The sequence below is a fragment of the Mesorhizobium sp. WSM3859 genome (assembly GCF_002295065.1).
GTDB lineage: Bacteria > Pseudomonadota > Alphaproteobacteria > Rhizobiales > Rhizobiaceae > Mesorhizobium.
The window spans coordinates 272253-296837 of the sequence record NZ_NSGG01000001.1 but is presented as its reverse complement, the minus strand read 5'-3'; the positions used below and the strand labels follow the sequence as shown (position 1 = coordinate 296837).

Annotated in this window: 24 protein-coding genes; 12 read left to right on the top strand and 12 right to left on the bottom strand. The window is 64.9% G+C overall.

What is annotated here, in order from left to right:
• Nucleotides 1–43: 43 nt before the first annotated feature.
• A complete protein-coding gene (locus CK230_RS01405; RefSeq protein ID WP_095815419.1) occupies nucleotides 44–964 on the bottom strand; it encodes a sugar kinase in 921 nt (306 codons plus the stop codon).
• Nucleotides 965–1121: 157 nt separating this feature from the next.
• On the opposite strand from CK230_RS01405, the gene CK230_RS01400 reads away from it, so the two are divergent.
• Nucleotides 1122–1565: a FixH family protein gene (locus CK230_RS01400; protein WP_095815418.1), complete on the top strand. Its 444-nt coding sequence runs from the start codon at nucleotides 1122–1124 to the stop codon at nucleotides 1563–1565.
• Between the two features lie 7 nt (nucleotides 1566–1572).
• Complete coding sequence (locus CK230_RS01395; protein WP_095815417.1) at nucleotides 1573–2781, top strand: cytochrome c peroxidase; 1209 nt, start codon at nucleotides 1573–1575, stop codon at nucleotides 2779–2781.
• Here CK230_RS01395 and CK230_RS01390 read toward each other — a convergent pair.
• Nucleotides 2778–3230, bottom strand: coding sequence for an Lrp/AsnC ligand binding domain-containing protein (locus CK230_RS01390; protein WP_095815416.1), 453 nt, complete (start codon nucleotides 3228–3230; stop codon nucleotides 2778–2780). The two genes, CK230_RS01395 and CK230_RS01390, sit on opposite strands and share 4 nt — an antisense overlap.
• A 163-nt stretch (nucleotides 3231–3393) precedes the next feature.
• Between CK230_RS01390 and putA the strand changes: the two genes are divergently transcribed.
• The gene (gene putA / locus CK230_RS01385; RefSeq protein WP_095815415.1) at nucleotides 3394–7002 is read left to right on the top strand and encodes a bifunctional proline dehydrogenase/L-glutamate gamma-semialdehyde dehydrogenase PutA; all 3609 of its coding nucleotides are present in this window, start codon (nucleotides 3394–3396) and stop codon (nucleotides 7000–7002) included.
• A gap of 29 nt (nucleotides 7003–7031) precedes the next feature.
• Here putA and CK230_RS01380 read toward each other — a convergent pair whose 3' ends face one another.
• The 4 genes from CK230_RS01380 to CK230_RS01365 are packed head-to-tail and all read right to left on the bottom strand — an operon-like array spanning nucleotide 7032 to nucleotide 11075.
• Entirely contained in the window at nucleotides 7032–7346 is a 315-nt protein-coding gene (locus CK230_RS01380) for an antibiotic biosynthesis monooxygenase (RefSeq protein ID WP_095815414.1), read from the bottom strand.
• A 53-nt stretch (nucleotides 7347–7399) separates the two neighbouring features.
• Entirely contained in the window at nucleotides 7400–8467 is a 1068-nt protein-coding gene (locus tag CK230_RS01375) for a TonB family protein (RefSeq protein ID WP_245429784.1), read from the bottom strand.
• 13 nt (nucleotides 8468–8480) lie between these two features.
• The gene (locus tag CK230_RS01370; RefSeq protein WP_095815413.1) at nucleotides 8481–8921 is read right to left on the bottom strand and encodes a hypothetical protein; all 441 of its coding nucleotides are present in this window, start codon (nucleotides 8919–8921) and stop codon (nucleotides 8481–8483) included.
• A 3-nt stretch (nucleotides 8922–8924) separates the two neighbouring features.
• On the bottom strand, nucleotides 8925–11075 hold the full coding sequence (locus tag CK230_RS01365) for a TonB-dependent hemoglobin/transferrin/lactoferrin family receptor (protein ID WP_245429783.1): 2151 nt from the start codon (nucleotides 11073–11075) through the stop codon (nucleotides 8925–8927).
• Nucleotides 11076–11342: 267 nt separating this feature from the next.
• On the opposite strand from CK230_RS01365, the gene hemP reads away from it, so the two are divergent.
• The 5 genes from hemP to CK230_RS01340 are packed head-to-tail and all read left to right on the top strand — an operon-like array spanning nucleotide 11343 to nucleotide 15468.
• Nucleotides 11343–11549, top strand: a complete 207-nt coding sequence (hemP, locus tag CK230_RS01360; RefSeq protein WP_040981784.1) for a hemin uptake protein HemP — start codon at nucleotides 11343–11345, stop codon at nucleotides 11547–11549.
• A gap of 49 nt (nucleotides 11550–11598) precedes the next feature.
• Complete coding sequence (locus CK230_RS01355; RefSeq protein ID WP_095815811.1) at nucleotides 11599–12660, top strand: hemin-degrading factor; 1062 nt, start codon at nucleotides 11599–11601, stop codon at nucleotides 12658–12660.
• An 11-nt stretch (nucleotides 12661–12671) separates the two neighbouring features.
• A complete protein-coding gene (locus tag CK230_RS01350) occupies nucleotides 12672–13565 on the top strand; it encodes a hemin ABC transporter substrate-binding protein (RefSeq protein ID WP_095815411.1) in 894 nt (297 codons plus the stop codon).
• Between the two features lie 6 nt (nucleotides 13566–13571).
• The gene (locus CK230_RS01345) at nucleotides 13572–14672 is read left to right on the top strand and encodes an iron ABC transporter permease (protein WP_095815410.1); all 1101 of its coding nucleotides are present in this window, start codon (nucleotides 13572–13574) and stop codon (nucleotides 14670–14672) included.
• 7 nt (nucleotides 14673–14679) lie between these two features.
• Nucleotides 14680–15468, top strand: coding sequence for a heme ABC transporter ATP-binding protein (locus CK230_RS01340; RefSeq protein ID WP_095815409.1), 789 nt, complete (start codon nucleotides 14680–14682; stop codon nucleotides 15466–15468).
• Here CK230_RS01340 and rirA read toward each other — a convergent pair.
• Complete coding sequence (gene rirA, locus CK230_RS01335) at nucleotides 15465–15926, bottom strand: iron-responsive transcriptional regulator RirA (protein ID WP_040982432.1); 462 nt, start codon at nucleotides 15924–15926, stop codon at nucleotides 15465–15467. The genes CK230_RS01340 and rirA overlap by 4 nt on opposite strands.
• A gap of 314 nt (nucleotides 15927–16240) precedes the next feature.
• On the opposite strand from rirA, the gene CK230_RS01330 reads away from it, so the two are divergent.
• From CK230_RS01330 to CK230_RS01320, 3 genes are all read left to right on the top strand, one after another.
• On the top strand, nucleotides 16241–17536 hold the full coding sequence (locus CK230_RS01330) for a DUF445 domain-containing protein (protein ID WP_095815408.1): 1296 nt from the start codon (nucleotides 16241–16243) through the stop codon (nucleotides 17534–17536).
• 144 nt (nucleotides 17537–17680) lie between these two features.
• Complete coding sequence (gene phaP / locus CK230_RS01325; RefSeq protein ID WP_095815810.1) at nucleotides 17681–18109, top strand: TIGR01841 family phasin; 429 nt, start codon at nucleotides 17681–17683, stop codon at nucleotides 18107–18109.
• A 179-nt stretch (nucleotides 18110–18288) separates the two neighbouring features.
• Nucleotides 18289–18786, top strand: coding sequence for a MaoC family dehydratase (locus CK230_RS01320; protein ID WP_095815407.1), 498 nt, complete (start codon nucleotides 18289–18291; stop codon nucleotides 18784–18786).
• Nucleotides 18787–18855: 69 nt separating this feature from the next.
• Here CK230_RS01320 and CK230_RS01315 read toward each other — a convergent pair whose 3' ends face one another.
• The 3 genes from CK230_RS01315 to CK230_RS01305 form a co-directional block, all read right to left on the bottom strand.
• Entirely contained in the window at nucleotides 18856–19692 is an 837-nt protein-coding gene (locus CK230_RS01315) for a DMT family transporter (RefSeq protein WP_095815406.1), read from the bottom strand.
• Nucleotides 19689–20270: a TetR/AcrR family transcriptional regulator gene (locus CK230_RS01310; RefSeq protein ID WP_095815405.1), complete on the bottom strand. Its 582-nt coding sequence runs from the start codon at nucleotides 20268–20270 to the stop codon at nucleotides 19689–19691. The genes CK230_RS01315 and CK230_RS01310 overlap by 4 nt, the downstream gene beginning before the upstream one ends.
• A 149-nt stretch (nucleotides 20271–20419) precedes the next feature.
• The gene (locus CK230_RS01305; RefSeq protein ID WP_245429782.1) at nucleotides 20420–21838 is read right to left on the bottom strand and encodes a PLP-dependent aminotransferase family protein; all 1419 of its coding nucleotides are present in this window, start codon (nucleotides 21836–21838) and stop codon (nucleotides 20420–20422) included.
• A gap of 103 nt (nucleotides 21839–21941) precedes the next feature.
• Here CK230_RS01305 and CK230_RS01300 point away from each other — a divergent pair, with 103 nt between their 5' ends.
• Complete coding sequence (locus tag CK230_RS01300; RefSeq protein ID WP_095815403.1) at nucleotides 21942–22805, top strand: DMT family transporter; 864 nt, start codon at nucleotides 21942–21944, stop codon at nucleotides 22803–22805.
• Nucleotides 22806–22820: 15 nt separating this feature from the next.
• Here CK230_RS01300 and CK230_RS01295 read toward each other — a convergent pair whose 3' ends face one another.
• Nucleotides 22821–23384 carry a hypothetical protein gene (locus CK230_RS01295; protein WP_095815402.1) on the bottom strand — a complete coding sequence of 188 codons (564 nt, stop codon included), beginning with the start codon at nucleotides 23382–23384 and terminating at the stop codon, nucleotides 22821–22823.
• Between the two features lie 128 nt (nucleotides 23385–23512).
• Entirely contained in the window at nucleotides 23513–24556 is a 1044-nt protein-coding gene (locus CK230_RS01290) for a zinc-dependent alcohol dehydrogenase family protein (protein ID WP_095815401.1), read from the bottom strand.
• Nucleotides 24557–24585 lie beyond the last annotated feature (29 nt).

Below are 24585 nucleotides of genomic sequence, written 5' to 3'. Positions count from 1 at the left end.
TTTCTCGATATCGAAGTAATGTGCGCTAAAGCTTCGACGGCGCTTAACTGTCGAATGCGGTCCTGAGCGTCTCGAATGGAGCAAGCGCACCGCGAACCTGCACGACCGCGGCGGCGACTTTGTGCGCGCGACGAGCCGCGTCGGCCGGCGCATGGCCGGCAAGTCTCGCCGCGAGATAGCCGCCATTGAAGGAGTCTCCGGCGCCGGTGGTGTCGACCGGCGTGGCAACATGCACCGCATCCACGGTTTGTGAAGCGCCGTTAAGCGCAATCAGGGCCGGCTGCTCGCCATTCTTGACCACGACCTCGCCGGTCAGCTTGCCAAGGCGTTCCGCCGTCGCCTGCGGCGTCGGATCCCCGAACAGCATCTGCTCGTCCGGGAAGGTCGGCAGCGCGACGTCGGCCACCGCAAGCGCTTCCAACATCGCCGCCTGCGCCGCTTCGCGGCTCGGCCACAGACGCGGCCGGTAGTTCGGGTCGAAGGCGACGAGCGAACCCGCCTCGCGGGCTGCCCCGATGGCGGTCAGCAAGGTCTTCCGCGCGGCCTCGTCCAGAATTGCCAGGGTGATTCCAGAAAAATAGACAAGCGCCTGGTTTTCAAGGCTTTTCGCCAGCGCTGCCGGATCGGAGGCGAGCTGGCGTGCGGCCGCATCGCTTCGCCAGTAGGTGAAGGCGCGTTCGGCTCCGGTGAGCGTTATGGCGTAAAGGCCGGGGCGCGCGCCGGCAATGAGCGGACTGTTGCCGATACCGATGCCGTTCCGGCCGAAGAAGGCGATCTGGTCGCGCGAGAAGGGATCGTCGCCGAAGGCCGAGACATAAGTCGCGGGGCGCCCCGGGCTCAGCGCGTGCAATGCCCACAGCGTGTTGAAGGTGTCGCCGGCAAAGCCCATGCGCCAGCTGTCGCCGGTCTGTCCCGACAATTCGATCATGCACTCGCCGATCGACGCGATACCCTTGGCGGCCATGTGGGTCTATCCTTCTTAAGGTCTTGTTGCTGTAGCTTTTTGCGGCCGGCAGCGCCATGCTTGGCTGCCGGCGAATTTTGCGCCAGAAACGATTTCCCACAGGCAGGGCGGGACGCGACGAGCGGCCCGCGACGTTAGCAGCCGAAGAGGAACGGGTTTGGCATCGATATGGCGTTACATCCTTGCGGGTCTCGGCCTGGCCGCTTTGCTGGTCGGCATCATGGCCGCCGTCTATCTGACGCTGCCGCATTCGGCGTCCGGTCCGGACCTGTCGCGCTCCAAGAAGACAGCGAACGGGCTGTTCGTGGCGAGCTTCGAGCCGGAGCGCGGCGTCGTCCGGCAGGGGGAGCTGCAGTCTTGGATGCTGACGTTGAAAACCGCTGCCGGCGCGCCGGTCGAGGGGGCGGCCATCACCGTTTCTGGCGGCATGCCGCAGCACGATCACGGCCTGCCGACCAGTCCGCAGGCGACCGATTATCTGGGCGACGGGCGCTACCGTATCGACGGTATAAAATTCACGATGAGCGGCTGGTGGCAGCTGCACTTCGGTATCTCGGCGGCGGCCGGTTCCGATTCCGTCGTCTTCAATGTCGTGTTGTGAGCGGGCGATGAGGCGTCTGACGAGCGTTCCATGCCTGCTGGCCTTGGCCGCTCTTGCCTTGCTGGGCGGCTGCGGCGAGCCGCAATTCAGCGACGCCGAGAAGAAGGCCATCGCGTCACTGGCGCTGAACACGCTGCCGTCGTTGAAACCCGACACCACGAACCAGTATGCGGATGCGCCGGCGGCTGCCGCGCTCGGCTCGACCCTGTTCTTCGATGTCGGCATGAGCCGTGACGGCACGGTGTCCTGCTCGACCTGCCACAAGATCGACCGGCAGTTCCAGGACGACCTGCCGCAGGCGGTCGGCGTCGGCCACACCAACCGGCGCACCATGCCGCTGGCGGGCGTGGCGCGCAATCCGTGGTTCTTCTGGGACGGCAGGCGCGACAGCCTGTGGGCGCAGGCGCTAACGCCGCTTGAAAACCCGCTGGAACAGGCTGGCAACCGGGCCGCCTTCGCGCATTACATCAAGAAGCGGTTCGGCGAGCGCTATGAGCGCATTTTCGGATCGCTGCCCGACCTTTCCACCGTGCCGGCCAATGCCAGCCCGCTCGGCACCGATGCCGAGAAAACGGCGTGGAGCGCCATGCCCGCCGCTCAGCAAGATGACGTCAACCGCGTCTATGCCAATATCGGCAAGGCCATCGCCGCCTTCGAGCGTTCGATTGATCTTCAGCAGACGCGCTTCGACCGCTTTGCCATCGATCTCGGTACCGGCGCCAAGCCGGAAGGGGATGCTGCATTCTCGCCGGAAGAGATCCTCGGGCTGAAACTGTTCATCGGCAAGGCCAATTGCGTGACCTGTCACAACGGGCCGCGCTTCACCGACAACGGCTTCCACAACACCGGGGTGCCGCCGGTTGAAGGATTGCCGCCGGACCGCGGGCGCGTGGATGCCGTCGCGCAGGTCGACGCCGACCCGTTCAACTGCCTTGGCAAATTCCGCGACGGCGACGAGAGCGCCTGCCGCGAGCTGCGCTTCATGGTCAAGGACGGGCCGCAAATCATGCGCGCCTACAAGACGCCGTCGCTCAGGGGCGCCGCGACCCGGCCGCCCTACATGCATGCCGGGCAGTTCGCGACACTCGAGGAGGTGGTGGCGCATTATTCGAAGGCGCCGCCCAGCGTCGAAGGCGTATCTGAGGTGCACCCGCTCGACCTGTCCGAGCGCGAGCGCGCGGCGCTGGTGGCGTTCTTGAAAACGTTGTCGGACTAACGATCCTTGACAGTCTCCATCGCCACGAAAGTGGACGTCTGGGCGACATGGGGCAGCGCGGAAATGCGCTCGCCGAGCACCCGGCGATAGGCGGCGATGTCGGTGGTGCGGACCTTCAACAGATAGTCGAAGCTCGATGCCATCATGTGGCATTGCTCGATCTCCGGCACGCCCTGCACCGCGCGGTTGAAGGCGTCCAATGCCGCCGAGCGCGTGTCCGACAGCTTCACCTGGACGAAAGCGACATGGCCTTCGCCCATGCGTTCGCGGTCGATGACGGCGCGATAGCCTCGAATATAGCCGTCCTTCTCAAGCCGCTTCACGCGCGCCTGCACCGGCGTCTTCGACAAGCCGACCTTCAAAGCCAGTTCCGACATCGAAAGCCGGCCGTCGCGCCCGAGCGCGGCCAGGATGTTGCGGTCGATGCGGTCCAATTGGTCTTCGGCCATGGATTTGGCAGCCGTAACGATGGGAGATCGGCGTCTATGATAGTTCAATTGGCCTATCTTGTCGATTTCTTTGGACCGACTGAAAATCGCAGCTGTGCTAGCTTGCGCCATTCGGTCCGGCGGCCGCCAGACCGTTCGCTCACGCTCGCTTTATGGACCCGATATGCCGCTCGACGCCATCCGCCAGCAGATCCGCGCCAATTATTTGCCCGACGAAGACGAGGCGGTGAAGCGCCTGTCGGCGACGGCGGGCTTGTCAGCCGAGGAGCGCAGGGCGATCTCGGCGCGCGCGGCCGAATTGGTGCGCGCGGTGCGCGGCTCGACCGATCCCAGGCTGATGGAGGTTTTCCTCTCGGCCTATGGCCTGTCGACTAAGGAAGGCGTGGCGCTGATGTGTCTGGCCGAGGCGCTGCTGCGCGTGCCCGATACCGAGACGATGGACGATCTGATCGCGGACAAGATCGCGCCGCATGACTGGTCGGCGCATTCGGGCGGTACCAGCTCGATCTTCGTCAACGCCTCGACCTGGGCGCTGATGCTGACCGGCCGCGTGCTCGACGAAGGCGAGGGCGGCATCGAAGGCACGCTGCGCGCCATGGTGCGCAGGCTGGGCGAGCCGGTGATCCGCAAGGCGGTCGCCGCTGCGATGCGCGAGATGGGCGAGCAGTTCGTGCTCGGCCGCACCATCGCCGAGGCCGTCAAGCGCGGCCGGCCGATGACGCAGAAGGGCTATCTCTATTCCTTCGACATGCTGGGCGAAGCGGCCCGCACCGAGGCCGATGCGCTGCGCTACCACCGCGCCTATGCGGATGCGATCTCGTCGCTCGACTCCGGCTCGAACGGCCCCGACATCCGCTACAATCACGGCATTTCGGTCAAGCTCTCGGCGCTGCATCCGCGCTACGAGGTGGCGCAGCGCGAGACCATGCTGCCCGTGATGGCCGAGCGGCTTCTGTCGCTGGCGCTTGCCGCGCGGCATTCGCGCATGGGCCTCAACATCGATGCCGAGGAGGCCGACCGGCTCGATTTGTCGCTCGACGTCATCGAACGCGTTCTGGCGGAGCCGGAGCTCGGCGGCTGGGACGGTTTCGGCGTCGTCGTACAAGCCTACGGCCCGCGCGCGGCTTTCGCCATCGACTGGCTCTATGCGCTGGCGAAGAAATACGACCGCCGGATCATGGTGCGGCTGGTCAAGGGCGCCTATTGGGACACGGAGATCAAGCGGGCGCAGACGCTCGGGCTCTCCGGCTATCCGGTCTTCACCCGCAAGGCCAACACCGACGTCTCCTACATCGCCTGTGCCAAGAAACTGCTGTCGATGACCGACCGCATCTATCCGCAGTTCGCCACGCACAATGCGCACACGGTGGCGGCGATCCTGTCGATGGCGAAGGACCGCGACAGCTTCGAGTTCCAGCGCCTGCACGGCATGGGTGAGGCGCTGCATGAAACCGTGCGGCAGGCTGAGGGCACGCGCTGCCGCATCTATGCGCCGGTCGGCGCGCATTCCGACCTGCTGGCCTATCTGGTACGGCGTCTCTTGGAAAACGGCGCCAACTCCTCCTTCGTGCACCAACTGACCGACGAGGAAGTCGAGCCGGAGGAGATCGCGCGCGACCCGCTCACGGTTGTCGAGACGCAGGGTCCTGCCGCCAATCCGGCGATCGCGCGCCCCGCCGCGATCTTCGGCGCCGGACGCCGCAATTCCAGGGGCTTCGATATCAGCGACACAGTGACGCTCGCGGCCATCGACAAGGCGAGGGCGGAGTTCGCCGGAGCGGACCGCTGGCACGCCAAGCCGGTCACGCGAGCCGCCGGCTACGGCAAGCAGCGCCAGATCGTCAATCCAGCCAAGCCCGACGAGGTCGTCGGCACCGTGCATGAGGCGGCGGCCAAGCAGGTGGCGACCGCCGTCCGCATCGCCGTCGACGCGCAGCCCGCCTGGGCGAAGCGCCCCGTCGCCGAGCGCGCCGCGATCCTCAACCGCGCCGCCGACCTCTACGAGGCCAATGCGGCCGAGTTCTTCGCTCTCGCCACCCGCGAGGCCGGCAAATCGCTGGCCGACGGCGTCGCCGAGGTACGCGAGGCGGTCGATTTTCTGCGCTACTACGCGGCCGAGGCGGCGAACGCCGAAGCGGGTACGGAGGCGCGCGGCGCGATCGTCTGCATCTCGCCGTGGAACTTCCCGCTGGCGATCTTCACCGGCCAGATCGCCGCGGCGCTGGTCACCGGCAATTCGGTCATTGCCAAGCCGGCGGAGCAGACGCCGCTGATCGCGTTCCGCGCCGTCGAGATGCTGCGCGAGGCGGGCGTGCCGGAGGATGTCATCCAGCTTCTGCCGGGCGACGGGCCCTCGGTCGGCGCGCCGCTCACCGCCGATCCGCGCATCGCGGGCGTGTGCTTCACCGGCTCGACCGAGGTCGCCAAGCTGATCGAAAAGCAACTGGCCGAGACCGCGGCGCCCGATGCGATGCTGATCGCCGAGACGGGCGGCTTGAACGCGATGATCGTCGACTCGACCGCGCTGCCGGAGCAGGCGGTGCGCGACATACTCGCTTCCGCCTTCCAGAGTGCGGGGCAGCGCTGCTCGGCGCTGCGCGTGCTCTATGTCCAAAAAGACGTCGAGAAGAAGATGCTGGAGATGCTGAAAGGCGCGATGGAGGCGCTCAACATCGGCAATCCCTGGGCCATCTCGACCGATGTCGGGCCTGTCATCGACGACGAGGCGCAGGCTTCGATCAGCGACTATTGCAAGAAGAAGGGACTGGAGGGCCGGCTGATCGCGAAATTGGAAGCGCCGGCTTCCGGCCGCTTCGTCGCGCCGCATGTGTTCCGCGTCAAAGGCATCGAGGAGATGGAGCGCGAGGTGTTCGGTCCCGTGCTGCATGTCGCGACCTTCGACGCCGACGAGATCGACCAGGTGATCGCCGCCATCAACCGCAAGGGCTATGGGCTCACCTTCGGCCTGCATACGCGCATCGAGGGCCGCGTCCAGCATTTCGTCGACGGCATCCATGCCGGCAACATCTATGTCAACCGCAACCAGATCGGCGCCGTGGTTGGCTCACAGCCCTTCGGCGGCGAGGGGCTTTCGGGCACCGGCCCGAAGGCCGGCGGGCCGCATTATCTGCGCCGCTTCCGCAAGGGGCCGGAGGCCGGCACCGAGGTTGCCGACGGCCACAAGGTGACCGCGACCGAGCTCGCCGACAATCTGCCGGATCCGGCGCTCGGCGGCTGGTCGACGCGGCCGGACCGCGTGGCGATCCTGAGGAAGCATCTGCGCGGCAAGGGCGCGGCGGCAATCGCTGCCGCTGCCAGCCTCGATTTCGGCCAGGTCGACCTACCCGGGCCGACCGGCGAGGCCAACACGCTGTCGCTGGCGCCGCGCGGCCGGGTGCTTTGCCTTGGCCCGGATGCCGAGACGCTGCTTGCCCAGACGATCCAGGCGCTCGCGGCTGGCAATGCGGTGCTGGCGGTGGCGCCGGGCGCGCCGGCGGCGCTGTCGGCGCTGACCGGCAAGGGTCTGCCGCTGGCGGCCATCGACGGCCGGCCCCACCCGGTCGAGGCGCGCTCGCTGCGTGTCGATGTCGTCGCCTTCTCCGGCACGCCGGAGGCGGCGCGAATCGTGCGCAAGGTGATCGCCGAGCGCGCCGGGCCGATCGTGCCGCTGGTCAGCGAAGTGCTGAACCCCGCGGCCTACGCGCATGAGCGCGCGGTCTGCGTCGACACCACGGCGGCCGGCGGGAACGCCAGCCTGCTTGCCGCAGCTTAGGCGCAAAAACGATCTATCGAAGGCGCGTGTTAAGCGCCTTCCACAACTGAAAAGCCCTCGAATTGCGGGTGGCCGAGATAGTGCAGTTTCGAGCCGCCGGCGTTGCGATGGGCGGCGCGGAAATTTTCCGATTTGGTCCAGGCGACGAAATCGTCCTGGCTGGCCCAGACCGTGTGCGAGGCAAACAGCGTGTAGCCCTCGGTCTCGTTGACCGGGCCGCGCAGCAGGTGGAATTCCTTGAAGCCTTTCATCTCCGAGAGGCTGGAATCGCGGTTCTTCCAGACGTCCTCGAAGGCTTCTTCCGAGCCGTTCTGGACCTTGAAGCGGTTCATGGCGATGTACATTGGCTTCCTTTCGAAATGGCGAGTCGAGGGTGATGATCTGGGGGCAGAGGCCTTCAAAACGGACCGATCGCGCCGGTGAATTCCAGGCGGTTTCCGATCTTCGCCGGGATGGGAGGGAAGGGCGCCGCCTTGCGCACGAAGCCAAGGACGATCTGATCGAAAGTGTCCGAACCTGAGCTTTCGACGATACGCAGCTCGTCTATGGTGCCCTGTTTGCCGATGACGAAAGTGACGACCGTGTTGCTGCGTGCCGACGCCTGCAGCGAAGGCGGGACGGCCCGGTAGACGCGGCCGAGCTTGCGGATCACATCGCTGCGGTAATTGTCTTCCGCCTTGGTGCCCGCCTCGTTCTGCCTTTTGCCTTTGCTGACCGCCGGCTCGGACCGGGTTTGACCATCGGCAGCGCCGCTCTTTTCAGCCGTTAGCGGGTTAGCGGCCGCCGGCCTTGCGGCGGGGACCGGCGGCTGTGCCGGCGTCGGCGGATGGCTGGGGTTTTGCTGCTGTTGAGCAGGGGTGGGTTCGGGAGACTTCGTGTGCGGCGCTACGCTGTCGGTGTCGTTTCGAGGCGCGTCGGCGACGAGTATGTCCGGATCGACCGGGGGCTTGTTGGACTCGGCTCGTGTTTTCGCGGCTTTGACCGGCGGCGTCTTTTCAGTCGGCGGCGCCGCTTCGGCTGGCGGCATCGGTTTCACCGGCGGCCGGGGAGGCGGCACCAAGGCAACGTTGATCGACTGCTGCTCGGGATTGAGGGCGCTGCCGGCAACGTTGGCGCCGGATCGGTCGCTGCCTTCCGCCTGGGTCGGATCCTGGAGATTGGCCTTCGACCCCGGCGAGATCAGGAAGGCCACGGCCACCACTCCGTGGACCAGGCATGAGGCGGCAATCGCCATCGTCCACTTGCCATGCTCGCCACGCGGGCGTGGTCCGGCCAACGCCTCGCCGGGAGCGGCCGTCAAAACGCTGTCGGTGTCGGGAATGTCGCTGGTGTCCTGCATGGCGCGGGCCGGAAGCTGCCGCGACAAGCGGGACATTGTCAAATCAAGATCGCTTGCCGCAAGCTTCGCGATACGGATCCCTGGCAAGGGCCAGAAGACAGCGTTGCGCGCGAGCGCCGGCTCCATCCCCATGACCGGTTCAGGCCCCGAAAGCGATGGCGGTCCTGGTGGATGTCTTCAACGCGCGCATGCAGGCCGCCGGCTCGACGCCGGTACCGGCGCATTCGGTCGCGCTGTTGATCAGCACGCGGCCGAGCTTGCCGCAGTCGGCGCCGGCGAGGTCGAAGCGCGTGACCTTGGTCTTGCCGGCGGGCAGGTCCTTGAAATCGAGCACTGTGAGGCGGTCGACAACGCCGGCCTCATTGAACAACGCGATCTCGAACGCGGCCTTCGACAGGTCGGCGCCGAGCGCGTTGTTGACGACGAAGGTCAGCCGGCAGCCTTTTTCCGAAGGCTGCGCGGCATTGAGCTCGAGACTGAGAGCCGGGGCCGGCGCGGACTGGGCCCACGCCGGCGCCAGACCGAGCGACATCGCCAGCGCCGAGGTCAAGAGGCGAAGCGGTGTCGTCGAGCTTTTCATCCCTCAGCCCCCGAAGCGCATGGTTGCCGCCAGCTTCAGCGTGACGCCGGGCTCGTAGAGGACGGCGGTCGTGCTGCCGTTGAGCGGGTTGGTGTATTTGACGTCGAACAGATTGTCGGCGCGGAAGTCGAGCTTGAGATTGTCGGTCGCCTGGTAGCTGGCGAAGGCGTTGACCAGCGTGAACTCCTTGGCCACCGGATTGCCCTTGGGCTTGCCGTTGTACTGCACCTCGCCGCCGACGGTCAGCTTGTCCTCGAGGAAGCGCAGCCCGAGCTGAGCCGTCACCTGCGAGGAGGGGATGGTGGCGAGGTCGGCGCGCTCGCCTTCATAGGAGATGGTGTGGCCGTTGATGATCGAGGCCGACAGGCCGGCATAGCCCCAGCCGGCGTCGTAGACGCTTTCCAGCTCGAAGCCGTTGATCTTGGCCTTGGCGAAGTTCTGGTACTGGAAGCAGATCGGAATGCCGGGGCCGAACGGACAGCCGCTGGTCGGGTCGAAGGGCGAGAGCGTCACGCCGTCGATGTAGTCGTCGACATTGTTGTTGAAATAGGCGGCCTTGAGCCGCAGCGCGTCGCCACCCTCGATGACGTCGTTCTGCTTGTAGTTGACGCCGAATTCGATCGTCTTGCCGGTCTCGGGCTTCAGGTTCGGATTGGGCAGGAACGGGAAGCTGACGCCGGCCGGATGGTTGCCGCTGATCAGCGTCTCGGTCAGCGATGGCGAGCGATAGCCTTCGGCGTAGGTGCCATAGAATTGCAGGCCGGCCAGGCCGACGGTTTCAAAGGGCGAGATGCCGACGGTGATGCGCGGCGACACCCGGTCGCCGGAGGTCTCGTTCGTATCGTCCTTCAGGCTGTAATTGTCGTAGCGCAGGCCGCCAATGACCTCGAGCCATTCCCAGGTCAGCTTGTCCTGGATGTAGGCGCCGGAGACGTTGCGCTTGCCCGACGGCGTATAAAAACTATCGCCGCCGGCGCTGCCGCCGGTATCGACATCGTCGCCAACCCAGTCGCCGCCATAGGTCAGTTCATGGGCGACACTCGCCGTCTCGAAGCGCGACGTGTTCCAGATGTCGATGCCGGTCGTGCCGACATCGAAGGTGGACAGCGAGCCGGCCGGCAGCACCACGGGCAGGCCGGTGGTCGGATCGAAGCGGTTCTGCGCGGTGAGCGTCGTCAGGTCGAGATTGGTCTTGTTGTAGGAAGCGTTGATGTGGAGGTCGAGCCAGCTCTTGGCATCGTCGGTGATGTTGTAGCGGGCGGTAAAAGTGTTCGACTTGAGGTCGACGTCGTTGGCGGGCACGCCGCCGCTGGTCTCGGTCCAGCCGTCCTTGGAGCCGACCCAGCCAAGCTTCAATTCGCTGTTTTCGGTCGGGCGTATGGCGGTCTTGAGCAGGCCGCTCAGCACGTCGAAACCGGTGCCGGCAACGGTGTCGCCGCCGCCGTTCTTGTAGTCGCCATAGTCGCGGTAGACGATGTTGCCGAGAACATCCCAGTTGTCGTTGATCTTGTAGGCGCCGGTGGCGCTGGTGGTCCAGCCCTTGCCATTGCTTTCATAGCGCCCGGTCAGCGAGCCGGCCCAGGTCTCTTCCGGCTTGAGGAAATCGGCTGCGTCCTTGGTGTCGAAGAAGACGACGCCGCCGATGGCGCCGGAGCCGTAGGTGTTGGCGACCGGACCGCGGATGACGTCGACCGACTTGATGAGCTCGGGATCGACATAGAAGGTCGACTGCGTGCCGTGGTCGGAGCGTTGGAAATCCTGCCTTGCGCCGTCGACAATGACCGCGACGCGGCCGAAGTCCTGCAGGCCGCGAATGTTGATGCTGGAAGAGACGCGGCGCGCGTCGGCCTGCACGGCTACGCCGGGCACTCCGAGCAGCATTTCGTTCGGCGTGGTCGCCATACGGCGGTCGAGCTGCTCCTGGTCGACATGGCTGGCCGAGGCCAGCGACTGGATCGCCGTTTCGCCCGTGCGGCTGATGACGAGGATCTTGTCGAGAAGGGTTCCTTCGGCGGCGGCCGCCTCATTAACCTTCGCTTTCTGATCGGCCTGCTGGTCGGCTGCCGGCCGCGCGACCTGTTGAGCTTTTGCCGCCGATACGCTGATCGCGATCGCAGCCGCTCCGGCCATCAAGATGGCAATGCCGCTTGCCATCGATCGGAAGCCCGGACCCGCATTATTGCCCGCCAGGCCCGTCCGTCCCCAAGTAACCAACCCCATGCCCCAACTCCAGATTTTCAGGCTCGTAGCTGGCTGGCCACTGGCTCGCTCGCATTTTTGATCACGTCCGGCGTCTTAAATGTTGACTCATTTACTCCGGTAATGCACTGACTAGTAAACATGATTATTCGAGTCAAGAATTGAATCGGCATTTTATGAGGCTGCGGCCAAGGTGGCCGTCAGAGGAAAGGGACCGACCCGATGAACACGCACAATCCCAACGATTTCCGCTATCGCGTTCGCCGTCCGGAAGACACGCAGATGCGTTACGAACGGGTGCCGTTGGCGGTGAGGACGCTCTCCAGCAACACGCTGTTCCAGGGCGAGCATGAGATCGGCATCGAGCATCACGGCGCGCTCTATCGTCTGAAGATCACCCGCCAGGGCAAGCTGATCCTCAACAAGTGACCGCCATCGGCGGGCGATGGACGAACATCAGGCAATACAGGTGAACGACATGGACCAGCGCGTAAAACCGGCGCCGGAGGAAATCCGGCGGGCGCGAGAAGAAAATCCGAAAATGCGGGAGCGCGATCTTTCGGCGCAACTGGGCATTTCGGAAGCGGAACTGGTCGCGGCGCAATGCGGCATCAGCGCGGTGCGTGTCGAGCCGCGCGTCAACGACCTTTTGACCGGCCTCGAGGCGGTCGGCGAGGTAATGGCGCTGACGCGCAACGAAAGCGCGGTGCACGAGAAAATCGGCGTCTACGACAAGGTCGTCACCAGCAACCATAACGCCATGGTGCTTGGCGAAAACATCGACCTGCGCATCTTCCCGAAAATCTGGGCGCATGGCTTCGCCGTAGAGAAGCGCGACGATGGCGAGATCCGCCGCAGCCTGCAGTTCTTCGACGCGGCGGGCGAGGCGGTGCACAAGGTGCATCTGCGCCCGGCCTCCAACCTCTATGCCTACCAGAAACTGGTGGCGAGCCTCGAATCGTCGAACCAGGAACCGATCGTCGCGATCCTCCCAAGCGCCGCGGAAGGAGAGGGCGAGGGGCAGGGTTCGGTTGCCTCGACCGACGATCTGCGCGACCGCTGGAGCCGACTCACCGACGTGCATCAGTTCTTCGGCATGCTGAAGACGCTGAAGCTCAGCCGCCGCGAGGCGGTGCGCATGGTGGGCCAGGACTATGCCTGGCTGCTCGGCAATGATGGGGTGAGCGCCATGTTCCATCACGCCGCTGCAGGCGAGATGCCCATCATGTGCTTCGTCGGCAATCGCGGCTGCATCCAGATCCATTCCGGCCCGGTCAAGTCGGTCAAGCCGATGGGGCCGTGGATCAACGTGCTCGACGAGACCTTCCACCTGCATCTGAGGACCGATCACATCCACGAGGTCTGGGCGGTGCGAAAGCCGACCAAGGACGGCCATGTCACCTCGCTGGAGGCCTATGACGCCAATGGCGGCATGATCATCCAGTTCTTCGGCAAGCGTCATGAAGGCGAAAGCGAGCGCGAGGACTGGCGTTTTCTCGCCGAGAAACTGCCGCGCATTCCCAGCCCGACCGCTGCATGAGGCCGCACCCAATGCGCTTTGTTCTCAATTTCCGCGCGGCGGCTGCGCCGATGCTCGGTGTCCTGCTTGCCGTCGCCATGCAACCTGCCAAGGCGGAAGAAGGCAGAACCGTTTTTTCAAACACCTCGCGAGTCGCCTCCGTAGGCGGATCGATCACCGAGATCGTCTACGCGCTCGGCGAGGAGGGCCGTCTCGTCGCCCGCGATTCGACCAGCGATTATCCCGAGGCGGCGGCGAAGCTGCCGGATGTCGGTTACATGCGCGCGCTCTCGCCCGAGGGCGTTCTGTCGGTCAATCCGACCGGAATCCTGGCGCTGCAGGGCAGCGGCCCGAAGGAAGCGGTCGACGTGCTGAAGAAGTCGAGCGTGCCTTTCATCGAGGTGCCGGACCACTACAATCATGAGGGCATCCTCGAAAAGATCCGCATCGTCGGCAAGGCGCTGGGGGTCGATGCCAAGGCGGAGAAGCTCGCCGCAGAAACGGACGCGAAGCTGACGGCGGCGGAAAAGCAGACGGCTGCGATCAAGGAGCGCAAGCGCGTGTTGTTCGTGCTGTCGACGCAAGGCGGCAAGATCCTTGCCGCGGGCAGCGACACGGCGGCCGACGGCATCATCAGGCTGGCCGGCGCGGTCAACGCCGTCGAGGGCTTTTCCGGCTACAAAGGGATGACGGACGAGGCGATCGTCAGCGCCAGGCCGGATGTCATCCTCACGATGAAAGGCGGCGGGCCGCCGATCTCGGAAGACGAGCTGTTCGCCAATCCCGCCGTCGCCTCGACGCCGGCAGGCACGAACCGCAAGATGATCAGCATGTGGGGCGGCTATCTGCTCGGCTTCGGCCCGCGCACGGCCGAAGCGATCCACGATCTTGCCGTCGCGCTCTATGGCAACCAGGTCACGGACTGAGCGGCGATGTTCCAACAGTCCATTGCCGGCGCGGCAGGCAGGGTAGTGGCGGCCGAGGGCGACCGCTCGGCTCGAGCAAGGGCAGTCATCGCGCTTTTGTGCCTGGCGCTGACCCTTTCCGTGTTCCTGTCCCTGACGTCGGGCGCTTCCGATGCGTCCGCCGTCCGCGTCATCCGCGACTGGGTCACCGGGGCCGTGCCGGCGGATGCGGCGCTTGCCGCGCGCGACCAGCTGATCGTCTACGACATCCGCATGCCGCGCGTCTTGCTCGGGGTGCTGATCGGGGCCGCGCTCGCGGTTTCCGGAGCGGTGATGCAGGGCCTGTTCCGCAACCCGCTTGCGGACCCCGGCCTGATCGGCATCTCAGCCGGATCGAGCCTCGGCGCGGTCGCCGTCATCGTGCTCGGCGCTACCTGGCTTGCGCCCGTCACGCTTGCGTTCGGCACGCTCGCCTTGCCGTTGGCGGCCTTCTTCGGCGGGCTGGTGGTGACGTTGCTGCTTTATGCCGTCGCCACGCGCCAGGGGCGGACATCGGTTGCCACCATGCTGCTTGCCGGCATCGCCATCAGCGCCCTTGCCATGGCGCTGACGGGCGTCCTCATCTTCATGGCCGACGACCGGCAACTGCGCGATCTGACCTTCTGGCAGCTCGGGTCGCTCGCCGGCTCGACATGGCCGAAGGTCGGCACCGTGGGACCGGTGATCATCCTGGCGCTGGCCGCGATGCCGTTCCTGTCGCGCGGCCTCAATGCGCTGGCGCTGGGCGAGGCGACGGCGAGCCATCTGGGCATCCCGGTGCAGCGGTTGAAATACATAGCGATCGTCGGGGTGTCGGCGGCGGTCGGCGCTTCGGTCGCGGTCAGCGGCGGCATCGGCTTCGTCGGCATCGTGGTGCCGCATGTCCTGCGGCTCGCGATCGGGCCGGACAACCGATATTTGCTGCCGGCTTCCGCTCTGCTCGGCGCCTCGCTGCTTCTGCTTGCCGACGCGGTTGCCCGCACCATCGTCGCGCCGGCCGAACTGCCGATCGGCATCGTCACCGCGATTGCCGGCGCGCCGTTCTTCCTGTGGATCCTGCTGCGCAAGCGCGGCATCGTCGATTTGTGAGGCCGCGATGATCGAAGCGCGCGACATCTCCGTGGCGATCGGCGGCAAACGCATCGTCTCGCATGTCGATTTCGCCGCGATTCCAGGCGAGGTCTCGGCCATCGTCGGGCCGAACGGATCCGGCAAGACGACGTTGCTCAAGGCGCTGACCGGCGAGCTCGCCTATACCGGCACCGTCACGCTCAACGGCCGCGACCTCGCTTCGATGAAACCGATGGAGGCGGCGACGCTGCGCGCCGTGCTGCCGCAGGCCACGGCGCTGTCCTTCCCGTTCACTGTGCGCGAGATCGTGCGCCTCGGCCTGATCGGCGGGCGCTCGGGCGTGCTGCCCGGCGAGGATGCCCGGCTACCTGAGCGGGCACTGGCGCGTGTCGATCTCGACGGCTTTGCCGGGCGCTTTTACCAGGAGCTTTCCGGCGGCGAGCAGCAGCGCGTGCAGCTTGCCCGCGTGCTCTGCCAGGTGTGGGCGCCGGTGCTGGAAGGGCGGCCGCGCTATCTCTTCCTCGACGAGCCGGTCTCCAGCCTCGATGTCAAGCACCAGCTCATCATCATGAACATCGCGCGCGATTTCGCCCGGCGCGGCGGCGGCGTGGTGGCGATCCTGCACGACCTCAATCTGACAGCCATGTATGCCGACCGGATTTTCGTGCTCTCCCGCGGCCGGTTGGCGGCAGCCGGTGCACCAATGGACGTGCTCAATGACGAGCTGATCGAAAACGTGTTCGACTGCAGGCTGAAGGTCGGCGCGCTGCCCGCCGGAAGCGTGCCGTTCGTATTGCCGCAGTCCGCCGCCTAGGCAGCCGGGGCGCGCTGTTCCAGAAGGTCGATGCCGAGCAGGTGGCGCACATTCGGGCGCGCGGCGATCAGGTCGGCGATCGTGTAGCGGGAAAGCACGGCGAAGAAGGCGTTGAGCGCCTCGCGCAGCGCCGAATTCAGGGCGCAGCTGTCGACCAGCGGGCATTCGGCGGCGTCGTTCTCGAAGCACTCGGCCATGGCGAAGCTCTCTTCGGTGACGCGCACGACATCGAACAGGCTGATCTGCTCGGCCGGACGGCCGAGCCTGACACCGCCGTTGCGGCCACGCACGGTTTCGACAAGGCCGGCCTCGACCAGCGGCTGCAGGATTTTGAACAGGAAAAGTTCCGACACCGAATAGGCGGCGGCGATCTCGGGGATGCGGCTCAGCCTGTCGGTATTTGCGGCGCAATACATCAGGATGCGCATCGCATAATTGGTCTGGCGCGTGAGCCGCATGGTATCCTCGCGAAAATATTAGCTTAAAGCCGAATATGGCCCATAGTTTGGAACAATTCCAGACTGGACCGGACCATAGCTGAATAATCGTGTCAACTTTTTGTGCGCGCCCGCGCCGATGGCGTCCCGATATGGCTCCTGAGATTCGAGCGAGCGCTTCGCAGGCGCAGGCATAATGCGCGTCGCGCTGAAGCGGATTCAGGCGACGCGCTTTAAGTCTTTGTTTTTATGCATGTCGTTTTCCCAAAACCGCTGCGCACTTTTGGGCGACATGCACTAGATAGAGGCGGGTGCAAACAGGAAACGGCCTTTTCATGTCTCAATCAGCTCCGGCTCTCGCGCCGGTTCGATTCGACACCGATGCGCAGGCAAAGCGCTCGGCGCTGCGGCGGACCAAGTTCATCGCTGCGGCCGCGCTTGCGCTCTGCATCCTCGTCTTTGCGCTGGCGAAGTCCTTCCAGGCTGCCTATCCGTGGCTCGGCTTCGTTGCCGCTTTCGCCGAGGCGGCGACCATAGGCGGCATCGCCGACTGGTATGCCGTGGTGGCGCTGTTCAGGCGGCCGCTCGGGCTGCCCATTCCGCATACGGCGATCATTCCGGAGAACCAGCATCGCATCGCCGACAATCTCGGCCGCTTCATCGAGGCCAATTTCCTGGCGCCGGAGCCGGTGCGCGAAAAGCTCGCCGAGGTCGACTTCGCCGCTCTGGTCGCCGACTGGCTGGCCGACGCCGAGCGAGCCGCCGGCCTGTCGCGATTCGTCGCGCGGCTGGTGCCGCAGACATTGACGGCGGTGGAGCAATCCGGCCTGCGCGACTTCGTCACCAGCCGCATGCTGGAGCAGATCGAAAAAGTGCCGCTGGCGCCTTTGGCCGCCGACCTTCTATCGGCGCTGACCGACGATCGCCGCCACCAGAAGCTGTTCGATGAGTTCACGCGGGTGGTTGGACGTTTCCTCAACGACGAGCAGGCGCTGGCGACCATGCGCGAAAAGATCCGCGAGGAACTGCCGTCGCTGTTCAACCTGTTTCGCACGGATGCGTATCTCCTGAAGAAGATCGTCGCTTCGGCGGGCTCGCTGCTGGATGAGGTGAGGGCCGATCCCGATCACCTGATGCGCGCCGAATTCGACCGTTTCGCGCTCGCCTTCATCGAGCGGCTCAGGACCTCGAAGCAATATGCGAGGCGCGCCGAGAAGCTGAAGCGCGATTTTCTCGGCCGCCCGGAGGTTAGGGCGCTGGCCGGCGATGCCTGGGCGAGCCTGCGCCTGTTCATCGAGCAGGACGCGAATGCGGAGAAGTCGACGATCCGCGAGCACCTCGCCAACATGTTCGTCGAGGTCGGCCGGCATCTGGCCGACGACGCGCAGATCAGGGCCGACATGAACCAGGGCTTTGTCGTGGCGCTGTCCTCGTTCGTGGAAAGCCAGAAGAGCGGCGTGTCGACATTTATCGCCGACCAGGTCAAGCGCTGGGACCTTGTGCAGCTGACGCGGCTGATCGAGACGAATATCGGCAAGGACCTGCAATATATCCGCTTCAACGGCATGATCATCGGCGGGCTTGCCGGCTTGGCGCTCTATACGGCGGAGCGGCTGTTTCTGGTCAATTGACGCCGGCCCGGCGTGCACTATTCTGCCTTGGGTCTTAAGCAATTCCGGACGGAAGGCTACGGCAAAGTCGCCGAGCCTAACCGTTACACACTTTTCCTGGAATTGCTCTTGGGACGCCGCGAACGCGGCAAACGGGAGGCAGGCATGGCAAAACAACCGCAATCCGACTCGTTCCTCGACATGTTCAGCAGGTTCGGCCGCGACCTGAAACTGCCGAATGTCGATGTCCAGGCGATCCTCGATCATCATCGCAAGAACCTCGAAGCCCTGGAAAAGTCGGCGAGGGCAGGCGCGGCCGGCGCCTCCTCGGTGCTGGCGAGGCAGCATGAGATGGTGCAGAATGCCATCAACGAGATCACGCGGATGGCGCAGAACTACCAGACGCCCGGCAACCCGCAGGATCTGATGAGCAAGCAGGCTGAATTTGCCCGCAAGTCGTTCGAGACGACGCTGAAGAACGCCAGCGAAGTGGCTGACCTTGTGCGGAAATCCAGTACTGAATCGATCGAGATCCTGCGCGACCGGATCAGGGATGCGATGGCGGAAATCCGCGCCGGCTACGAAAAGAAATAGGTTATCCGGCGGTTTCGGGCCATCGTCGACGCGCATGCGATGCAACCGGTCCATGCGCAGGCGCGTTCTCCGCTTGCCGTGAAAGCTTCAACTCTACCGGCGAAAATTGCGAAGCGGCGAATTGACAGAGGCTGCCGCTTCATGGTCGGGAGACAGGCAAGAGTGACGGGAAAGCCGGAATGACCGAACCACGGCGGAGAACGCCGCCGACTTTTGAACAGTTGCGCACGATGTCCGGGCAGGAGCTCGGCGTGTCCGATTGGACGACGGTCGACCAGCGGCGCATCGACCAGTTCGCCGAATGCACGGGCGACCATCAGTGGATCCATGTCGATCCCGAGCGGGCAAAGCGGCAGAGTCCGTTCCGCACCACGATCGCGCATGGCTATCTGACCTTGTCGATCATCGGCGCGCTGGCGCTGGAGATGGGCATCGTGCCGGAAAACACGCAGGCCGCCTTCAACTACGGCTTCGACAAGGTGCGCTTCCTGGCGCCGGTCAAGGCCGGGGCGCGCATCAGGCTGCGCACCACGCTGCTGTCCATGGAAGATCGCGGCCCCGGCCAGTATCTGATGAAGGCCGCCAACACCGTCGAGATTGAAGGCGAGCAGAAGCCGGCGCTGACCGCGGAGACGCTGGTGATGATGTATGAGCGCCGCAAACGGGCAGGCGCTTAGAGGCCGTTTGGAAATTCTACTCCGGCGGCCATCGCCAGAGCGAATTTCGAAACAGCCTCTCGGCCGCAGTCATCCATGATAGCCAAGGCAGATTGCACCTAGCGCGACAACGCCGCAGGCCGCAATGCGCTTCGGCGTCAGCGTTTCTCCCAGGAAAAGCCGTCCAATCAGCGCCGCGAAAACCACGCTCGTCTCGCGGATGGCCGTGATCGGACCGGCCGGCCCGAGCACGAAGGCCGCAACCACGGCGCCATAGGCAATCAGGGCGAAAATCCCGCCGCCAAGCGCCTTCAGCGCGTCGGGCGAACGAAAGTCCACCGTGAGCTTGCCGCGGCAGAGGATGAAGGTGACCGGCAGCAGCACGCCGTAGACCAACAGCACCCAGGCCGTGTAGGCGCCTGAGCTTCCCGCCGATCGGACGCCGATGGCATCGACCGTCGCATAGGCGGCGATGATCGCGCCGGTCGCCAGGGCATACAGGATCGATGTGGTTGCCGCGCGCCCTTTGCCAAGCGAAAGGCTCATGATGCCGAGCGCGGCAAGAACGACGCCAAGGGTCTGAAGCGTGCTCAGGCGCTCGCCCGCCACAATGAAACCGCCAATCGCTACCAGGAGCGGCACCGAGCCGCGAACGATCGGGTAGACCTGTCCCAATTCACCGTAACGGTAGGCTGCCACCAGAAAGAGGCTGTAGCCGACCTGAAGGCATGCCGAGAGAACGATATAGGGCCAGGCCGATGACATCGGCAGGGGATGGAAGATCGCCAGCGGAACGGCGGCGATCGTCGCCGAGAAGCTCATGACCGTGACGGTCCACAGCCTGTCGCTGCCGGTTCGCAAGAAGGCATTCCAACTGGCATGCAGGATCGCGGCGAACAGTGCCAGGCCGATGACTGTCGCGCTCATTGCGGTCTCCCCCGCGCGGCGAGAATGGCCATTGCCGCCTTGCGGGCGTCGCGAATGGCCAAGTCTGGCTGCCCCATCCGGGCCATCAGCGTCGCGCCTTCGATCAGCATCAGCAGGGCGGCCGAAGTGCTGTCGGCCTCGTCGGCGGGCATCCTCTCTTCGAGGATCATCCGCATGCGCCGCTTGAGGTCGTTCTTCTGCCTGGCGGCGGCCTGAAAGACCGGGTGCGCCGGATCGCCGAACTCGGCCAAGGCATGCGCGAACAGGCAGCCGTGGAAATCGGCGCTGTGGAACCATCGACCGTACCAGTCGAAGATTATGCCGATTTTCTGTTCGGGCGTGGCCGCCTGTTCTGCGAGACGGTCGAGTTGACGCTCGAAGCGCCCCGCACGGTAGGCCAGGACCTCAACCATCAAATCGTCCTTGCTGGGAAAGTGCCGGTACATGGTCATCTTGGCCACGTCGGCTTCGGCGATGATGCGGTCGATGCCGGTGGCGTGAAAGCCCAAGCGCTTGAACAACGCATAGGCGGTTTCAACGATGTGCCGGCGCTTGTCCGTTCTGGTCGGTTCGGTCATGATAGCAACGGTAGTAAGACAGGTCTGTCTATCTATGCCTTGCGCGATGAGGCCTGTCAATTGCCCGGTTGGGCCGAAGGGCGGGAGGCAAGCGCAATCCGGCGTCCGGTTTTGAGCCCGCGAGATCGCCTGGGCAATCGACGGTCGCGCTACGCGGCTTTGCGGCGCGATGCCGCCATCGCCTTGTCCAGGGCCCTGAAAATGCGCTGATCTTCGCATTGCGCCACGTTGAAGCGCATGAAGCGGCCGGCGGTGTGCGACAGGCTGAAGGCATTGCCGGGCGCCAGCACTACATTGTCCGAAAGCGCATGGCGCGCGACATCTGCGGCATCGATGCCGTCGGGCAGGCGGCACCAGAGGAACATGCCGGCAGGCTGGTCGATCCAGGGCGTGACGCCCATCGCCTTCAGCCGGCCGGCGGTCTCGGCCATCGCGCGCGACAGGCGCGTGCGCAACTGCTCGACATGCTTGCGGTAGCTGCCGTCCTTCAACAGGGTCAGCACCAGTTCGGCGGACAACCGCGCACCGCCGAATGTCGTGGCGATCTTGAGATCGGTCAGGCCCTCCATCCAGTCGGGGGGCGCCGCGATGAAGCCGCAGCGCACCGAGGCCGACAGCGTCTTGGAGAAGGAGCCGATCTGGACGACGCGCTGCAGTCCGTCGAAGGCCGCGAGCCTGGGGGCAGGGCTGTGCTCGAAGTCGGCGAAGATATCGTCCTCGACAATGGTGAGGTCCGCCTGGTCGGCGAGCTTGAGCAGCCGATGCGCGGTGACCGGCGACAGGATCGCGCCCGTCGGGTTGTGGATGCCGGAATTGGTGATGTAGAGGCGCGGCCGCAGCTCGGCGAGCGCGGCGGCGAAAAGCTCGATATCCGGTCCCGAAGGCGTATAAGGCACGCCAACTACTTTGGCCTGATGGGCGCGCAACAGCGCGTGAAAGTTGAAATAGCAGGGATCGTCGACCAGGACCGTGTCGCCGGGCTCGATCAGGTAGCGGCACAAAAGGTCGATCGCCTGGGTGCCGCAGTCGGTCAGCATGATCTGGTCCGGCGAGACCTCGACGCCATGCTCGGCCATGCGCCTTGCCAGCAATTGGCGCAGCGGCGGCAGGCCAAGCGGCGTGCCGTAGTCCGCAAGCACCACGTCGTCCGCGCGGGCCGCGCTGCGCAGCGCCTGGCGCAAGCCGGCCTGCGGCATCCAGGACGCCGGCAGCCAGCCGCAGCCGGGCTTCAGCATCTCCTCGCCCGCTTCCAGCGATTGCCGCGACACCCAGAGCGGGTCGACGGCGCGGTCAAGCCGAGGGCCGATCTCGGCCAGCGACAATGGCGCAAGCTGGCCGGCCGCGTAGAAACCCGAGCCTGGGCGCGAACGGATCGTGCCTTCGGCGGCGAGGCGCTCATAGGCTTCGACCACGGTCGATTTCGAAACCTGCATCGATTTGGCCATGGCCCGTATCGACGGCAGGCGGGCTCCGGGCGTCAGCGTGCGCGCCGCGATACGCTGGCGGATTGCCGCCATGACGGTTTCGACGAGGGTGGCACCGCTGGCATTTGGGCCCGATGTGTCCATCTGTACTTCCCTGCCGACCATTACAGTTCTGTAGAATTGTACTCCATTGTCTCTGGCGACACCATGGCCCGCGCCGCTACGGAAGCGCAAACGGAGCAGATCATTGGAAAAGAGTTTCGACGGCTGGCTCAGCGGCTTCATCGGGGTGCTGATCTTCAGCGGATCGCTGCCGGCGACGCGGGTGGCGGTGATGGATTTCGACCCGACCTTCCTGACGGCGGCCAGGGCGGCGATCGCCGGTCTGCTCGGGATTGCGATGCTGCTGCTGTTCCGCGAGAAACGTCCGGAGCGAGGAGATCTGGTCTCGCTGGCCGTCGTGGCGCTGGGTGTCGTGGTCGGCTTCCCGTTGCTGACGGCGCTGGCGCTGAAACATGTCACTTCGGCGCATTCGATCATCTTTGTCGGCCTGCTGCCGCTGGCGACCGCGATTTTCGGCGTGCTGCGCGGCGGCGACCGTCCGCGCCCGGCCTTCTGGCTGTTCTCGTGCCTGGGAAGCGCTTTGGTGGCCGGCTTTGCCCTGGCGCAAGGCGTGACCGCGTCGCCGGTCGGCGACGGCCTGATGCTTGGCGCAATCATCGTCTGCGGGCTGGGCTACGCCGAAGGGGCCAAGCTGTCGCGCAAGCTCGGCGGCTGGCAGGTGATCTGCTGGGCGCTGGCGCTGTCGCTGCCGGTCATGCTGGCGTTGAGTCTCGCGACGCTGCCGCCGTCCTTCGCGGCCATCGGTTCCAACGCCTGGATCGGCCTCGCCTATGTCTCGCTGTTCAGCATGCTGATCGGCTTCGTGTTCTGGTATCGCGGCCTGGCGCAAGGCGGCATCGCCGCCGTCGGTCAGTTGCAATTGCTGCAACCCTTCTTCGGCCTTGCGCTGGCGGCGACCCTGCTGCGCGAAAAGGTCAGCCCGATGATGGTGGTCGTCACGCTCGGCGTCGTGGCCTGCGTGTTCGGGGCGAAGAGGTTTGCGCGGTGAGCGCTTCCGCCGAGCTCACCGAGGCTGCTTGCCTATGTTCGGCAAAGGAGGGCAGTAGGAGGTATCGGCAACGTTTTCGCGATCCTCGTAACGCTTGACGAACTTCCGCCCCGTCCACTCGAAATCTTGACGCACGCACACCGGATTTTCGGAGGGCTGCGCCCAGGCAACCCTCATCAGCCGGCTCCTCAGATAGTATTCCAAATCCAACTGGTAGCCCCCTGGGATCCAAAAGAGCTGACCGGTGCGCAAATCGATCATGCGCGCAGCGATGCAAGCGTTGCCGCAATTGACCAAAACAACGGAAAAATGGCCGGCAAAATCAGCGCCTCGTTTCAATGCTTCGCGAATATCCGGCTTAACCGCCCGCGCCCAGGAATCATTGGGGCGAATTTGAATGTTCCTCGCAGCCTTCTTTTGGAAGATTTTCGCCGGAAAATCTTCGAACCGCAAAGTGGATTCCTTTGCCGCCCCGGGTTCATCGCCCTGATTTGATGATTGATCTCCAACTCCATTGTCCTGCGCTCGGGCACTGAACGTAAGCCACAGCAGCAAAAGACAGAGCAGAAACAGCCTCATTTCCGGCCTCGGCCAAGAGAATTTGATGAATTCAATCTATGCGTGTTCGTCTGATGTTATCTACTTAAAATTGTGCAAGATTTGACGCTGGTTGTAAAGCGATCGCGCAAATTTTTGTGGAATGGCAGCTATCCAAACTTCGTCACCACCCCAATACCGATTCCCTCGAAGCCGCCCATCGCCATCAGGGCGGCGGGCGCTTCCTCGAGGCTGATCCTCTTGCCGACCAGGAGTTCGGGCTTCAGCTTGCCGGTGCGGATCATCTCCATCATCGCGGAGTAGCGGTAGGCCTGCATGCCGTGGCTGCCGAGGATTTCGAGCTCGAAGGCAATGACCTTGTCCATCGGCACTTGCGGGCGGGCATGCTCGCCCAGCATCAGCCCGACTTGAACATGGCGGCCCCGCCGGCGCAGGTTCGAGATCGAGTTGAACGAGGTGGTCGGGTGCCCGAGCGCGTCCATCGACATATGCGCGCCGCCATTGGTGATCTGCTTGACGGCCTTGACCACATTCGGCGTCGTCGAGGCGTTGATCGCCGCCACCGCGCCGATCTTTTTGGCGAATTCCAGCTTCTCGTCCGTGAGGTCGATGGCAATGACGTTGGCGCCCATCGAACTGGCGATCATGATCGCCGACAGGCCGACGCCGCCGCAGCCATGCACGGCCACCCATTCGCCGGGCGTCACCCGGCCCTGGTCGACGATGGCGCGAAACGAGGTGACGAAGCGGCAGCCGAGGCTTGCCGCGGTGGCGTATTCCATCGCGTCGGGCAGGCGCACCAGGTTGGTGTCGGCATGCTCGATGCCGACATATTCGGCGAAGGAGCCCCAGCCGGTGAAGCCCGGCTGCGTCTGATGCTCGCAGACCTGATGATTGCCGGAGGTGCATTCGAAGCAGCGGCCGCAGCCGACGGCGAAGGGCACCGTGACACGATCGCCGGCCTTCCAGCGGCTGACCTGCTTGCCGGCGGCGACGACGACGCCGGCCAGCTCATGGCCCGGGATGTGCGGCAGCGTGATGCCGGCGTCATGGCCCATCCAGCCATGCCAGTCGCTGCGGCAAAGACCGGTCGCCTCGACCTTGATGACGACGCCGTCGGCGACCGGCTTCGGATCGGGCACGGTCTGGATCGTCGGCGCCTCGCCGAATTTTTCGAAGACAACGGCTTTCATAAGATTGCTTCCATATATCTCAGTTCAAT